Source organism: Bradyrhizobium sp. CIR18, assembly GCF_014198295.1.
Taxonomy (GTDB): domain Bacteria; phylum Pseudomonadota; class Alphaproteobacteria; order Rhizobiales; family Xanthobacteraceae; genus Bradyrhizobium.
Genome location: NZ_JACIHF010000004.1, coordinates 126,758 through 141,128, shown reverse-complemented (window position 1 = coordinate 141,128; position 14,371 = coordinate 126,758). Strand labels below are relative to the sequence as shown.

Below are 14,371 nucleotides of genomic sequence, written 5' to 3'. Positions count from 1 at the left end.
GGTCCTGCCGCAGCAACATCGTGGTAGCGGCAGCTCACAATCTGTTGAGACATGGGACCATGTTCTCTGATGCTTGATCGTCCTTGGTCTTCCTCGATGACCAGTGACCGGGCACACGTTGTGGCGCCAGGTGGCAGCTCTACGGCGCAGGTGGCGCCTGTGCTTAGATATGAATCGCATGTCCTAGCGACTTCAGCGCAGCTTCGTGAAAGGCTTCGCTTTGGGTTGGATGCGCATGGATGGTCATGGCGATATCCTCCAGCCGCGCGCCCATCTCCAGCGCAAGAGTGAAGGCTGCCGAAAGCTCGGCGATGCCGGCGCCGACGCCCTGGATACCCAACAGGAGGTGATTGTCGGCTCGCACGACCGTCCGGATGAAGCCGTCTTCCCGATCCAGCGTCAATGCGCGGCCGTTGGCCTTGAACGGGAAGAGGTCCGTCTTGACGTCGAATCCCCTGCTGCTCGCCTCGTTGGGTGACAGGCCGACCGTGACGAGCTCGGGGTCAGTGAAGCAGATCGCCGGGATCGAAACCCGGTCCCAGGCGCGACGGCGGCCGGCAACGATCTCGGCTACCATCTCGCCTTGCGCCATGGCGCGATGCGCCAGCATCGGCTCTCCCGTGACGTCTCCGATCGCGCAGATGCCGTGCATCGAGGTGCGACATCGGTCGTCAATTCGAATGAAAGGTCCGTCCATATCGAGATCGAGCTGCTCGAGGCCAAAGCCGCTCGTCACGGGTCTGCGGCCGACCGTAACAAGGATCTTGTCGGCTGCGAGCGAAGCCTGCTCACCATTGGCGGTCTCGATCGCCAGCGCCGTGCCATTGGCTTCGAGTGCTTTCACCCTTGCGTCGGTCAGAACCGTGACCCCGAGCGCGGTCAGGCGCCTTACGACGGGCTCACTCAAATCGCGATCATATTGCGGGAGTATGCGTGGCGCGGCCTCGACGACCGTGACGGCCGTGCCGATTTTCGCGAATGCAGTACCGAGCTCGATACCGATGTACCCGCCGCCGACCACGACAAGCTCCTTCGGGATTTCGGTGAGCGCTAATGCCTCGGTCGAAGAGATCACCCGGCCGCCGAAGGGGAGAAACGGCAGGGCGACCGGCTCGGAGCCTGTCGCAATCACCACCGTTTCGGCATGGATCACCTGCCGGCCGGATTGCGTTTCGACCTCGACGGTCTTGCCGTCGCGGAAGCGAGCGTAGCCGGCCACGAGCCTGACACCGGCCCTTCTCAAGAGACCAGCCACACCGCCGTTCAGACGTCGGACGATATTGTCCTTCCAGGCGATGGTCTTGGCGAAGTCGAGAGACGGCTTCGCCGTGGTGATGCCCAGTGCGCTCTCGCCCGCCGCGGCGCGCGCAATGGTTTCATACTCACCGGCCGCATGGATTAAGGCCTTGGAAGGAATGCAGCCGACATTGAGGCAGGTTCCACCCGGCTTCTCGGCCTCGACGATGATCGTATCGATGCCGAGCTGGCCGGCACGGATCGCGCAGGTGTAGCCGCCAGGGCCCGCGCCGATGACAAGGAGCTTGCACGTGATTTCGGTCATCATCCTACCCGTCAATGAAGATCATGGCGGGTGTCTCCAACTGTGTCTTGATCCGCTGCACGAACTGGGCTGCATCGAACCCATCGATGACCCGGTGGTCGAAGCTGGACGACAGGTTCATCATCTGACGCGGCACGAAGGCGACGCCATCCCAATGCGGACGGATCGCGATACGGTTGACGCCGATGATCGCGACCTCCGGATGATTGATGATGGGCGTCGTCGCGAGCCCGCCCAGCGCGCCGAGCGATGTGATGGTGATGGTCGAGCCGGTGAGCTCGTCGCGGGTGGCGCTGCCGTTCCGAGCCGCTTCCGCGAGCCGTGCCACCTCGGCGGCGCAACTCCAGAGGTCGCGCGCTTCCGCATGCCGGACGACGGGGACCACGAGGCCGGCCGGCGTTTGCGTGGCGATCCCGATATGAACGCCTGCGTGCTGGTGAACGATCCCGGCCTCGTCGTCGAAATGGGCATTGAGATGCTGCTGCTCGGCGATCGCGCGCACCATGGCGCGCATCAGGAACGGCAACATTGTCAGTTTGGGTCTACCCGGCTGCTTCTGGCTGTTGAGCTTCGCGCGCAAATCCTCGAGCGCGGTGACATCGACCTCTTCGACATAAGTGATGTGCGGAATGCGCGAGCTCGCAACGGACATCTTCTCTGCGATCTTGCGTCGCAAGCCGACGATCTTGATGTCGGTGACCGCGGTTTGCGTTGGATACGGGGTCGCCGTCGTTCCGGTGCGGCCGCGCGCGAGATGGGCGTCGAGATCATCATGGGTGATCCGCCCGGCGGGACCCGTGCCGCGGATCTGACGCAAGTCGACGCCTGCCTCCCGCGCGCGGAGCCGAACCGCGGGGGCGGCGAGAGGCCGATCGCCTGCGTGGTGGGGTGGCGCCGCAGAGGGCTGCGACTTCAGCATGTTGGGCGGCTCGCGCGCCATGCGCGGGGCGCATGCGGCAACGTCTGGCTTTTTGGCCAAAGTGCTTGCCGTGGACGAGGCCGACTTCACTGCCTCCGCCGCTGGCGCGCTTTTGCCGTCCACCTCCAGCCGAACAAAGTCCGAGCCGATGGCGAGAACGTCGCCCACACTGCCGGCGAGCCAGATGACCCGTCCGTCCGTCGGCGAGGGAATTTCCACCGTCGCCTTGTCGGTCATGACGGCACCGAGCACGGCGTCTTCGCGCACGACATCGCCGACCTTCACGTGCCATTCCACGAGCTCTGCTTCCGCAATGCCTTCGCCGACGTCGGGCAGCCTGACCACGCGCTCGGCCATCTCAAGCCTCCAGCGTTTCGATCAATGCGCGGCCGACACGCGCAGGGCCCGGAAAGTAGTCCCATTCCTGCGCATGCGGGTAGGGCGTGTCCCATCCGGCGACACGCACGATCGGGGCTTCCAGATGATAGAAGCATCGTGTCTGGACCAATGCGCAGAGCTCAGCACCGAAGCCAGAGGTCAGCGTCGCCTCGTGCACGATGACGCAGCGTCCGGTCTTCTTGACCGAGGCTTCGATGGTGTCGAGATCGAGAGGCAGCAGCGAGCGAAGATCGATGATCTCGGCATCGATGCCGGATTCGGTCGCGGCGGTCTCGGCGACGTGCACCATCGTCCCGTAGGCGAGGATGGTGACGGCCTCACCCGGCCTGCGGATCGCGGCGCTGCCGAGCGGAATCGCAAAATGTCCGTCGTCGACTTCGCCGAGATCATGCTTCGACCACGGCGTTACCGGCCGGTCGTGATGACCGTCGAATGGACCATTATAGAGCCGCTTCGGTTCGAGGAAGATCACGGGATCGGGATCCTCGATCGCAGAGATCAGCAAGCCCTTGGCGTCCCGTGGGTTCGACGGCACGACCGTCTTGATACCGCAGACATGCGTGAACAGAGCTTCCGGGCTCTGGCTGTGTGTCTGGCCGCCAAAAATGCCGCCGCCGGTCGGCATGCGCACCACGAGCGGGCAGGTGAATTGACCGTTGGAGCGATAGCGCAACCGCGCGGCCTCGGAGACGATCTGGTCGTAAGCCGGATACATGTAGTCGGCGAACTGTATTTCGACACAGGGTTTCAGGCCGTAAGCCGCCATGCCCACTGCGATGCCGACGATACCGAGCTCGCTGATCGGGGTATCGAAGCAACGGCTCGTTCCGTATTTCGCTTGCAGGCCCTGGCTGGCGCGAAACACGCCCCCGAAATAGCCGACGTCCTCGCCGAACACGACGACGTCGTCATCGCGCGACATCATCACATCCATGGCCTCGCGAATCGCCTCGATCATGGTTTTGCGCGGCATCGCTCAGACTCCCGCTTCCTGGCGTTGCCGTCGCAGGTGCGGCGGCATCTCCGAGAACACGCCTTCGAACATGTCACGCGCCGAGGCATGCTGAGGTGAATGCAGCGTGCCGTAGCCCTCGGCCTCCTTCTGCGCCGCGATCACTGTGTCCATGATCTCCGCCTCGGCCTGCTTGTGCCGTTCCTCCGACCAGGCGCCGCGCACGATTAAATGATTCTTCAGCCTGATCACGGGATCTCCGAGGGGCCACGCTTCGGACTCCGTCTTCGGCCGATAGCCCGCGGGATCGTCCGAGGTGGAGTGCGCGCCGACGCGATAGGTCACGTGCTCGATCAGGGTCGGGCCAAGATTGCGGCGTGCACGCTCGCACGCCCATTTCGCAACCGCGTGGACGGCGAGGTAGTCGTTGCCGTCGACGCGTAGAGCCGGAATGCCGAAGCCGAGGCCGCGCGCCGCAAACGTGCCGGAGCCACCTCGCGCGATGCCCTGGAAGGTCGAGATGGCCCATTGATTGTTGACGATGTTGAGCACGACCGGCGCGCGATAGGTCGAAGCGAACACGAGGGCCGCGTGGAAGTCGGATTCGGCCGTTGCGCCATCGCCGATCCAGGCGACCGCGATCTTCGTGTCGTTCTTGATCGCCGAGGCCATCGCCCAGCCGACCGCCTGAATGTATTGGGTGGCAAGATTTCCCGAGATCGTGAAGAAGCCGTGCTCCCTTGAGGAATACATCACGGGCAGCTGGCGCCCCTTCAGGGGATCGTGTGTGTTGGAATAGATCTGGCAGGCCATCTCGACCAGGGAGTAGCCGCCGGCGATCAAAAGCCCGGCCTGGCGATAGGTCGGAAAATTCATGTCCCCCGGATTGAGCGCCTTGCGGAAGGCGCAGCTCACAGCCTCTTCGCCCATATGCTGCATATAGAACGAGGTCTTGCCCTGACGCTGCGCCATCTGCATGCGCGCATCGAACGCACGCAGCGTCATCATGTGACGCAGGCCCTCGAGCAGTTCGTTGTCGGAGAGCGCACCTGCCCAGGGACCGACGGCCTCGCCGTCGCGATTGAGCACGCGGATAACCGAGAAGGCGAGATCACGAATCGTCTCGGCATCCACGTCGACGTCGGGACGATTGACCTGGCCTGCGCGCGGAATGCGGATGTTGGAGAAATCGGGCGTGCCACCCGGGCGAACCGCGGGCTCCGGCACGTGCAGCCTCAGTGGCGGATGCTCGGCGGATGGAGCCGCCCCGTCTTGCGGGATCATGTCACGGATGAGGTTGGGGTCGGGCATTGGCTTTCACCTCTCACCTCGATTGCATCGACGCAGAATAACGCACCAACGCGCCGAACGAGCCGGTCGATGACGTCGCGGTCATTGATGTCTATGGAAGCCGAGATGCGGCAGGCATCCGCATCCGCCCGCGCACTGAGAGCAGCAAGCGGCAGCCCTGCGACACGGGTCTGGTCGAGCAGGCGGCCGAGTGCGGCGTGCATATTGCTGGTCTGCAGTTCGAGAACAAACACCGCATGCGTCTCATTTTGGTAAGCACATCGTACTGGCAAAAGCCAGGATTGTCGTCCTTTTGATCTGGGTGTAGTCTAAAAATGCGGTAAGAATTTTCCAAATATGAATAGCAAAGCAAGAATAGGATTCTTGGTATGGCATCGACCGGACGTGCCAGAGGGCCTGTCAAAGCTCCGCGCAAGGATGCACTTCGGCTCGACGAGATCGATCGCAAGATCCTGCGTGCCTTGCAGCAGGATGCGCGCCTGACGACGGCGCAACTCGCCGACAGAATCGGACTCTCCACCACGCCATGCTGGAACAGGCTGAAGCGTTTGGAGACGCAGGGCTATATCGATGGCTACGTCGCGCTGCTCAATCAGGACAAGCTTGGCCTGCCCGAAACGGTCATCATAGAGCTGACGCTCGACCGCCACGACGAGGAGATGCTCGAGCGCTTTGGCCAATTGCTTACGAATTTGCCGGAGGTGATCGAGGCCTATCTCACCACCGGCGATTACGATTACATCGTGAAGGTCGCGGTCGAAAGCACCGCCGGCTATGAACGCTTCCTGCGCGAAAAGCTCTATCGCATCCCTGGCATCCGCCACAGCCGGTCGTCGTTTGCGCTGCGCTGCCTGAAGAAGCTGACCTCGGTCCAGGTCTAGTAAAGGATCAGGCACTCCGTCGCGCCTAATCGCTTCTGACGCTGAGTCCCCCATACCCCAAGGTCGAGGTTTGCCCTGTCGCTTCCTTGACCCAGCCGATCAGATAAGGACCGCCAAAGCCGGCGAGATTGCCGATCGAGTTGATCAGCGCGATCGCGCCGGCCGCCGCCGTTCCCGAAAGCCAGGCTGTCGGCAGGGTCCAGAACACTCCAAAGCAGCAGAATACGCCGACGGCAGCCACCGTCAGCGCCACCATCGTCATGGTGGGATCGGTGAGATAGGAGGAAACGGCGAGCGCAATTGCGGTCAGGATCAGCGGCGCGCCGACATGCATCACTCGCTCACGGGTGGCATCCGAATGCCGCGCCCACAGGATCATCGCAATGGTGCCGAACAGATACGGGATCGCGGTGACGAAGCCGGTCTGGGCGTTGGTCAACCCGAACGCCTTGACGATCTGCGGCAGCCAGAACTGCATGCCGTAGAGAGCGCCGACGAAGCCGAAATAGATCGCGCTCAGCGCGATAGCCTTTGCGTTGCAGCGCGGACGTCACTGTTCATCCATGATGAAACAACCGCGCAGCAAAGTCCACCCGCGGCTCGGACAATGGCTGTTGGCGCCGCGACATAAATCTACTGGCACAAAAAATGCTGAGGCTCGAATGACCCGACGGCGCACCGAAGTTCGCCGGGGGCACGGAGGAGAAAATGAGAGCCCAAGTATTGAGAGCCTACGACGAGAAACTTTCCAACGACCTTTGGGTCGGGGAAGAGAAGGTGCCTGATCCGAAGCTGACAAAATCAACGGACGTCATCGTCCGCATCGGTGGTGCGGGCGTATGCCGAACCGACCTTCACATCGTCGAAGGCGTGTGGAAGCCGCACATGGATCCGAGCGGTGACAAGCTGCTTCCCCTCATTATGGGGCACGAAAATGCAGGCTGGATCGAAGAGGTTGGCAAGGAAGTCGAGGGACTAAAGAAGGGCGATCCTGTCATCGTCCATCCGAAGATCAGCGGCGGGACGTGTCTCGCCTGTCGCCGAGGATTCGACATGCACGGTCCTGGAACGTTCCCAGGCCTCGATTGCAACGGCGGCTATGCAGAGTTCCTTTGCACCTCAGAACGCAACATCGTCCCGCTGCCACGGACTTTGGCGCCAAAGGATGTCGCGCCATACGCTGATGCAGGCCTCACCGCCTATCGCGCTGTCAAGAAGGCCACGCGTCACCTTTTGCCAGGCGAATCTTGCGTTGTTATCGGTGCGGGAGGGTTGGGCCACATCGGAATCCAGTGCCTCAAAGCGATGTGTGCGGCCGACATTATTGTCGTCGACAAGTCCGAAGCATCGCTACAACTGGCCGAAAAATCAGGCGCCGATCATCTCGTGAAAGCTGACGGCCACGAAGTGGAAGCCGTTCTGGGCCTGACCGGTGGAAACGGTGCGGAAGCAGTGATCGACTTCGTCGGCGAGAAGGGCACGACGTCGAAGGGCCTGGCAATGACCCGTCCGATGGGCAGCTACTACGTCGTCGGTTACGGCGAGGACATTCGGGTGCCGACAGTCGACATGGTGATAACCGAGAAGAACATTATCGGCAATCTGGTCGGCACATGGGCCGAACTAACCGAGCTGATGGCCCTTGCGGACCGAGGTCTGGTTGAGCTTGCCACGGCCGAGTATCGCCTTGCGGACGCCAATAAGGCCTTGCACGATCTCAATGCCGGCAAAATTCATGGACGGGCCGTGTTGATCCCTTGAAGGATAGCTGCATCATCCATCGCGAGCATGCATTTCCTCGCGATGGATCGAGCGAGCGGCCATCGTCATGCTCGCGTGGTGTCGTCTGACGCCGTCACCGGAGCCCCGGCCGCGTCACGCGCTGCAGCAGTCCAATCAGATCGGGCTCACACAAGCTCATATCGCAGTGCAAACACCGCAAAGGTGGACAGTGGTCTGATCTCCGGAGTCTCATTGTGCGCCATCGTCTCAATCTGCATCGTTGTCAATCTCATATCGATATGATCGCTTAGGAACGCCGTATGAGGTTCGTCCTCGTCAATGGCAGAACACCGTGGCTGAAGACGTTCTGCATGTCTTGCTCAGAGCCCATTCACGCTCACTATCTGAGAGAATTCAGCACCGGGCTCCCTTTCTGCGATCATGATTGCTACGCCCAGTATACGGAACGCTGGATCGAGAAGGTCAGGCAATCAAGCCAGGCGGCCGGTTTTGAGGGCTATCGCTAGTCCGAGTGGGCAGGCAACGAACCGGTCTCCGGCAATGCGCGGCCTTCAACGCGAAAGAGTCTGTCGCATCGAGGAGCTGTGTTCAATTCCCAAAGCGCCCAACGTATTGCCCGGGGGAATTCTGGCGCTGCTGCAGCGCAAACATTGCGCCGCGAAGTGGCGGTCTCCGCGTTGCTCCGATTCTCATTTTGCAACTCTTGTCGCAGTTTGCATTTCCGCGGCTCGCCAACCGGGAGCCGCGACGTCTCCGTCAGTGCTGATCCTCACCTCCGGCAGTCAGAAATCGATTTGGCGGGGCAAGCGAGCGCTGGCACGCCCATTGCAAAGCTGTTTGGCACAACAACGCTGACTGCTCCGTCCGGGGCGAGCCGCGAAAAGAACGAGGGAAGGGGATGTCAAGCTGAGGGCGAACCTCGCGCGGGCTGACTCAATTGCGATCGGAAGACGGCTGGGTCCGAAGATCGCTCCTGATCATCCCTGAGGCGTTCCACAGTCATCCTGAGACCCTTGCCGATATCAAACGTCCGGCCGTGCAAACGGTCGCGAGGTGGCCCGTAACGCACGGGTAAGCACTGCTCGGTCCGCGAAGGTCCAGGCAGGCGGAATATCGATGTGGTTTCTGACCCGATCAGGAGGAAAGACGAGATGTCTGGAACGCTAACACTCAACAAGATCACCGCCCAGCGCGGCATTTCTGTCGGTGAGGCTGCAAAGAAGATTGCAGATCTCGGATGGAATCCGTCCTACGTCCAGGAAGCGATGACCTTCCCCACCGACTACAAGATCACGAAGGCGCCGAAGGATCCGATGAAGCAGGTCCTTCGCTCCTATTTCCCGATGCAGGAGGAAAAGGACAACCGCGTCTACGGCGCCCTCGATGCCGCGCTTCGCGGCGACATGTTCCGCAATGTCGAGCCACGTTGGGTCGAGTGGATGAAGCTGTTCCTGGCGATCATCCCGTTCCCGGAAATCTCCGCCGCGCGGTCCATGGCGATGGTCGGACGCCTTGCACCCGGCGAAGATCTCCGTACTGGCTTCACCATGCAGATGGTCGACGAATTCCGTCACTCGACCATCCAGATGAACCTGAAGAAATGGTACATGGAGAATTACATCGACCCGGCCGGCTTCGATATCACGGAGGAGGCGTTCGGCAAGTGCTACGCCACCACGATCGGTCGCCAGTTCGGTGAAGGCTTCATCACCGGTGACGCCATCACGTCGGCGAACGTCTACCTGACCGTCGTCGCCGAGACGGCGTTCACCAACACGCTGTTCGTCGCCATGCCGTCGGAGGCGGCGCGCAACGGCGACTATGCGCTGCCAACGGTGTTCCTTTCGGTTCAGTCGGACGAGAGCCGCCATATCGGCAACGGCCACTCGATGTTGATGTCGATGCTGAAGGAGCCGGAGAACCACCTGCTGCTCGAACGCGACATGCGGTATGCCTTCTGGCAGAACCATGCCATCGTCGACGCGGCGATCGGGACGTTCATCGAATACGGCACCACGAACCGCGACAAGAACAAGGAGTCGTATGCGGAGATGTGGCACCGCTGGATCTTCGAGGACTATTACCGGACCTATATGCTGCCCCTCGAGAAGTACGGCATCAAGATCCATCATGACGACGTGCAGACCGCCTGGAAGCGGCTGACCGAGAAGCACTACGTCCACAAGGTCGCTCAGTTCTTTGCGGTCGGCTGGTCGGCGAACTTCTGGCGTATCGAGGCCCAGACCGACAAGGACTTCGAGTGGTTCGAGCACAAATATCCGGGCTGGTACGCGCAGTTCGGCGAGTTTTGGAAATGGTACGAGAAGCTGTCGCATCGCGGCCAAACCAACATCCTGTTCAACAGCGATGTCGGTTACGTCTATCCGCATCGTTGCTGGTCCTGCCTCGTTCCATGCCTGATCCGTGAGGACATGGTCACCGACGAGATCGACGGCAAGCTGCACACCTTCGCCCATGAGCTCGATCGCTGGACGGCGGTCGAAGCCTTCGCCGGCGAGTACCAGGGACGTCCGACCCCGGCGATGGGACGGTTCAGCGGCCGTCGCGAGTGGGAGAGCGTCTACCACAACGTGGATATCGCCGACGCCATCAAGGATCTCGGCTTCGTGCGCACGGACGGCAAGACGCTGGTCGCCCAGCCGCATCTGCGGTTCGACCAGAAGGAAATGTGGACGCTCGACGATGTCCGCGGCCACATCCTCAAGAGCCCGCTGCAGACGCTGCGGGAGATGAGCCCGGCCGACCGCGAGACTCATCTTGCCGACTACCGCAAGGGATTCACGATCAATCCCTGCAACTAAGTGAGACGGAAGGGGCCGGCTGCGGCCGGCTCCTTCCAGATCGCTCCCCGGAAGAAATGAAAGCGTTCGTTTGAGGAGGCCCCTATGGGCGCGCCCGCTAATGTCGTTCGCCTGCAACCGGTAGGCATAGAGTTCGAGGTTGAGGAGAACGAAACCGTTCTCGACGCTGCGTTTCGTCAAGGGATCGCGCTGCCGCATGGTTGCAAGGAGGGGCAGTGCTCGGCGTGCAAGTGCGTTCTTACTGGTGGGGACGTGGAGCTGAAGAAATACTCGACGTTTGCCCTGAACGAGATGGAGCGTGGCCAGGACTACATTTTGCTCTGTCGGACCTTGGCGTACTCGGATCTGGAGGTGGAGCTCCTCAACTATGACGAGGAAGTGCTGTCGAAGTCGATTCCGGTCAAGGATTTCACGGGCACCGTTACGAACGTCTCTGCGCTGACCCATGACATCCGCCGCCTCGAAATCACACTGGAGCAACCTCTGAAGTTCTGGGCGGGTCAATATGTCGACATCACGCTCCCGGGACCAGAGACGATTACGCGCTCGTTTTCCATGGCAAATTCGCCGGGCGAAAGCCAAAAACTCGCGTTCATCATCAAGAAGTATCCCAACGGGCGCTTCTCCTCGCGACTCGACGGAGATCTCGCCGTCGGAACCGAAGTCGGAATCAAAGGACCCTACGGGACATGCTTCCGACGAGAAAACAAAACGGGAGCCATGATCCTGGTCGGCGGTGGATCCGGAATGTCGCCGCTGTGGTCCATCCTGCATGATCACATCAGCTCCGGGGAAGTTCGTCCGGTGCGCTTCTTCTACGGAGCCAGGACGCAGGGCGACCTTTTCTATCTCGATCGCTTCGCCGAGCTCGCAGCCAACCATCCGGAGTTCACCTTCGTCCCCGTTCTTTCCCATGCAGCGGACGATACGGCCTGGAGTGGAGCGAAGGGCTTCGTGCACGAAGCGGTCGGATCGCACCTTCGCAGCGCCGGATATGGCGAAGACGTCGACGTTTACGCTTGCGGACCATCGCCGATGATCGAGGCGTTGACGCCGGTACTGCAGATGAACGACGTCGAGTCAGACCGAACCTTCTTCGACAAGTTTACGCCAGCCAACAACTAGGGCGGCTTTGACCGCCGAGCGAACCATCTTAAGGCCCGACAACAGGAGGAGGAAGACGACCATGACTGCCGTTCAAACTGAATCAGCCAAATCCGGTGCAGCAGGTTCTGCGGTGTTCCCGGACTCGGATAGCCGAAAATATCGGTATTTCGAGCCGCGCAGCAAGCGAGCCACGCACTACGAGGACGTGACGGTCGACGTCCAACCCGACCCGGAACGCTACCTGTTGCAGGACTGGATCATCGCCTTTCCGAACGGCAAGGGTGCCTACACCAAGGACAACACGGCGGCGCTCAGCTCGAACTGGCACGCCTTCCGCGCCCCCGACCAGGAGTGGGAGCGCACTCACTACCAGCGGCAGTCCAGGATCGAGGCGATGGTCCAGGCGGTGATCGCCAACGGCCGCAAGTCCGGCGCACCGAAGAGCTTCGACAAGGCCTGGATCAAGATCCTGCAAAACCATCTGGGCGCCTGGAAGCATGCCGAGTTCGGTCTCGGCACGTCGCTGATGCAGGCTCAGCGCTACGGCTACACCCAGATGATCAACAACGCGACGCTGACCAACTCGTCGTACAAGCTCCGCCTTTCCCAGGACATCACCCTCTATCTGGCCGAGATCGGAATGGACGTTCCGGGCTTCGACGACGCGGCAGGCAAGCGCGCCTGGCTCGAAGACAAGGGCTGGCAAGGTACCCGGGAAGCGATCGAATCGATCATGGGCTCGCCCGACTATCTCGAGCAGTACTTCGCCACGAACATCGTGTTCGAGCCACTCGTCGGCGAATTGTTCCGCAGCGGTTTCCTGATGCAGGTGGCCTCGTCGAACGGCGATTTCATCACGCCGCCGGTGATTTCGTCTGCGGAGGCGGATTACGAGCGAAATCTCGCCAACACGATCGATCTGATGCACCTCCTGGTGACCGACAATCAGCATGCCGCCCACAACAAGAAGCTGTTCCAGGGGTGGGTGAACAAGCATGTGGCGCTGGCGAACAAGGCGGCGGCCGGCCTTCAGCCGATCTGGTCGCAACCGCACTCGAAGCCGGTGCAATACGCCGATGCCCGTGCGCAGTCGGTCGAACGCATCAAGAAGATTCTCGGCGAGCTCGGCCTCACCCTTCCCAAGGAGTAAATTGCAATGTCCGTCGTCTCCAGGTCTGCGACCAACCAGAACATCTTCCAGAAGATGGGAGATCTTCGCTTCGAGCAAACGATTTCCCATCAGTGCGGCGTCACCATGAACGATAGCGTCGAGGCGCGAGCCATTGCCGAGTTCATGGGAAAGAAGCCGAACGTTACCGTGACCTACCAACCCGCGCTGATCCGCATCGACGGCGAGGGCAAGCTGATCTTCAAGATGGACGAGATCAGCGAAATCCTAGGGAAGGAAATGACGGCCGAGATCTTCGAGGTGAATACCTCGACCCACTACGGCCGGATGGTGCGCATCGACGACAATACGGTGACGCTGTTCGGCAACATGGACGAGGTCTTCGAATACATCGAGTGAGCTCCATTCTCCCTGACTGGGTGGGGCCGCTTCGTGGCCCCACCTCTTCTCGAACCGTTCCAGCGCGACGACTGCGCATCGATTGATCGAATAGAGCTAACCAAGGATTCCTGGAGATCACCATGTTTATCACTCCCAGCGGCGAGGAAGTTTTCGTTATCGACGGCCACACCCATTTCTGGGACGGTAGTCCGGCAAACCAGCTCAACATCCACGGCAAGCAGTTCATCGACTGCTTCTACGCGTATCACACCTCGCTCAGTCCGAAGGACAAGCTCTGGCCGAAGGAGCAGTTCGAGAAATACAGTGCCGATCAGATGTACCACGATCTGTTCGTCGATGGTCCGGACGACATGGCCGTCGTTCAGTCGACCTACCTGACCGAGTTCTACAAGAACGGGTTCAACACCATCGATCGCAATGCAGAGATGGCGAAGAGGTACAAGGACCGCTTCATCGTCAACGGCGCCTTCGACCCGCGGGATGGCGAGAAGGCTCTCGAGTACATCCACTACATGAAGGAGACGTTCGGCATCAAGGGCGTCAAGCTCTATACGGCCGAGTGGAAGGGCGACTCGCGCGGGTGGAAGCTTACGGATCCCAACGCCTATCGCTGCTTCGAGCTTTGCCAGAAGCTGGGGATCACCAACATCCACGTCCACAAGGGGCCGACGATCATTCCGTTGGACAAGGATGCCTTCGATGTTCACGACGTCGACCATGCCGCGACCGATTTCCAGGGGCTGAATTTCATCATCGAGCATTGCGGCCTGCCGCGACTCGACGATTTTTGCTGGATCGCCGTGCAGGAGACCAACGTCTATGGCGGCCTGGCGGTGGCGCTGCCGTTCATCCACGGCCGTCCGCGCTACTTTGCCGAGGTGATCAGCGAATTGCTGTTCTGGGTCGGTGAGGACAAGATTCTCTTCGGCAGCGACTACGCGATCTGGACGCCTCGCTGGCTGGTCGAGAAGTTCTGGAACTTCGAGCTGCCGGAAGACCTGAAGCAGGAGCACGGCGTCGACCTCACTCCCCAGGCGAAGCGGAAGATTCTGGGCCTCAATGCGGCGCGCCTCTATGGCGTCGACGTCGAGGCACAGAAGGCGAAGCTTGCGCAGCAGGTTCATGCGACTGCGGCGGAGTAGACA

The 14,371-nt window shown here is 60.9% G+C and carries 12 protein-coding genes and 1 pseudogene; 7 read left to right on the top strand and 6 right to left on the bottom strand.

Going from position 1 to position 14,371, the window contains the following annotated elements; genetic code table 11:
* Positions 1-163 precede the first annotated feature (163 nt).
* The 5 genes from lpdA to GGD65_RS16530 are packed head-to-tail and all read right to left on the bottom strand — an operon-like array spanning position 164 to position 5,375.
* Positions 164-1,561: a dihydrolipoyl dehydrogenase gene (lpdA, locus tag GGD65_RS16550; protein ID WP_183235928.1), complete on the bottom strand. Its 1,398-nt coding sequence runs from the start codon at positions 1,559-1,561 to the stop codon at positions 164-166.
* A 4-nt stretch (positions 1,562-1,565) separates the two neighbouring features.
* Entirely contained in the window at positions 1,566-2,837 is a 1,272-nt protein-coding gene (locus GGD65_RS16545) for a dihydrolipoamide acetyltransferase family protein (protein WP_183235927.1), read from the bottom strand.
* A gap of 1 nt (position 2,838) precedes the next feature.
* Complete coding sequence (locus GGD65_RS16540) at positions 2,839-3,852, bottom strand: alpha-ketoacid dehydrogenase subunit beta (protein ID WP_018319947.1); 1,014 nt, start codon at positions 3,850-3,852, stop codon at positions 2,839-2,841.
* A gap of 3 nt (positions 3,853-3,855) precedes the next feature.
* Complete coding sequence (locus tag GGD65_RS16535) at positions 3,856-5,115, bottom strand: 3-methyl-2-oxobutanoate dehydrogenase (2-methylpropanoyl-transferring) subunit alpha (RefSeq protein WP_183236120.1); 1,260 nt, start codon at positions 5,113-5,115, stop codon at positions 3,856-3,858.
* Entirely contained in the window at positions 5,112-5,375 is a 264-nt protein-coding gene (locus GGD65_RS16530) for a hypothetical protein (RefSeq protein WP_157644358.1), read from the bottom strand. Before GGD65_RS16530 ends, GGD65_RS16535 begins: the two co-directional genes overlap by 4 nt.
* A gap of 135 nt (positions 5,376-5,510) precedes the next feature.
* On the opposite strand from GGD65_RS16530, the gene GGD65_RS16525 reads away from it, so the two are divergent.
* Entirely contained in the window at positions 5,511-6,023 is a 513-nt protein-coding gene (locus GGD65_RS16525) for an Lrp/AsnC family transcriptional regulator (protein WP_018319949.1), read from the top strand.
* Positions 6,024-6,084: 61 nt separating this feature from the next.
* Here GGD65_RS16525 and GGD65_RS16520 read toward each other — a convergent pair.
* Positions 6,085-6,555: pseudogene (locus GGD65_RS16520) on the bottom strand (MFS transporter); the annotation flags it as partial.
* Between the two features lie 176 nt (positions 6,556-6,731).
* On the opposite strand from GGD65_RS16520, the gene GGD65_RS16515 reads away from it, so the two are divergent.
* From GGD65_RS16515 to GGD65_RS16490, 6 genes are all read left to right on the top strand, one after another.
* On the top strand, positions 6,732-7,784 hold the full coding sequence (locus tag GGD65_RS16515) for an NAD(P)-dependent alcohol dehydrogenase (protein ID WP_179731021.1): 1,053 nt from the start codon (positions 6,732-6,734) through the stop codon (positions 7,782-7,784).
* A 1,133-nt stretch (positions 7,785-8,917) separates the two neighbouring features.
* Positions 8,918-10,588, top strand: coding sequence for an aromatic/alkene/methane monooxygenase hydroxylase/oxygenase subunit alpha (locus GGD65_RS16510; RefSeq protein ID WP_091960700.1), 1,671 nt, complete (start codon positions 8,918-8,920; stop codon positions 10,586-10,588).
* Positions 10,589-10,672: 84 nt separating this feature from the next.
* Positions 10,673-11,713 carry a 2Fe-2S iron-sulfur cluster-binding protein gene (locus GGD65_RS16505; RefSeq protein ID WP_092252087.1) on the top strand — a complete coding sequence of 347 codons (1,041 nt, stop codon included), beginning with the start codon at positions 10,673-10,675 and terminating at the stop codon, positions 11,711-11,713.
* 61 nt (positions 11,714-11,774) lie between these two features.
* Positions 11,775-12,845, top strand: a complete 1,071-nt coding sequence (locus GGD65_RS16500; protein WP_018319955.1) for an aromatic/alkene monooxygenase hydroxylase subunit beta — start codon at positions 11,775-11,777, stop codon at positions 12,843-12,845.
* 6 nt (positions 12,846-12,851) lie between these two features.
* Positions 12,852-13,223 carry an MmoB/DmpM family protein gene (locus GGD65_RS16495; protein WP_018319956.1) on the top strand — a complete coding sequence of 124 codons (372 nt, stop codon included), beginning with the start codon at positions 12,852-12,854 and terminating at the stop codon, positions 13,221-13,223.
* A 122-nt stretch (positions 13,224-13,345) separates the two neighbouring features.
* Positions 13,346-14,368, top strand: a complete 1,023-nt coding sequence (locus tag GGD65_RS16490; protein ID WP_092252091.1) for an amidohydrolase family protein — start codon at positions 13,346-13,348, stop codon at positions 14,366-14,368.
* Positions 14,369-14,371: the final 3 nt, after the last annotated feature.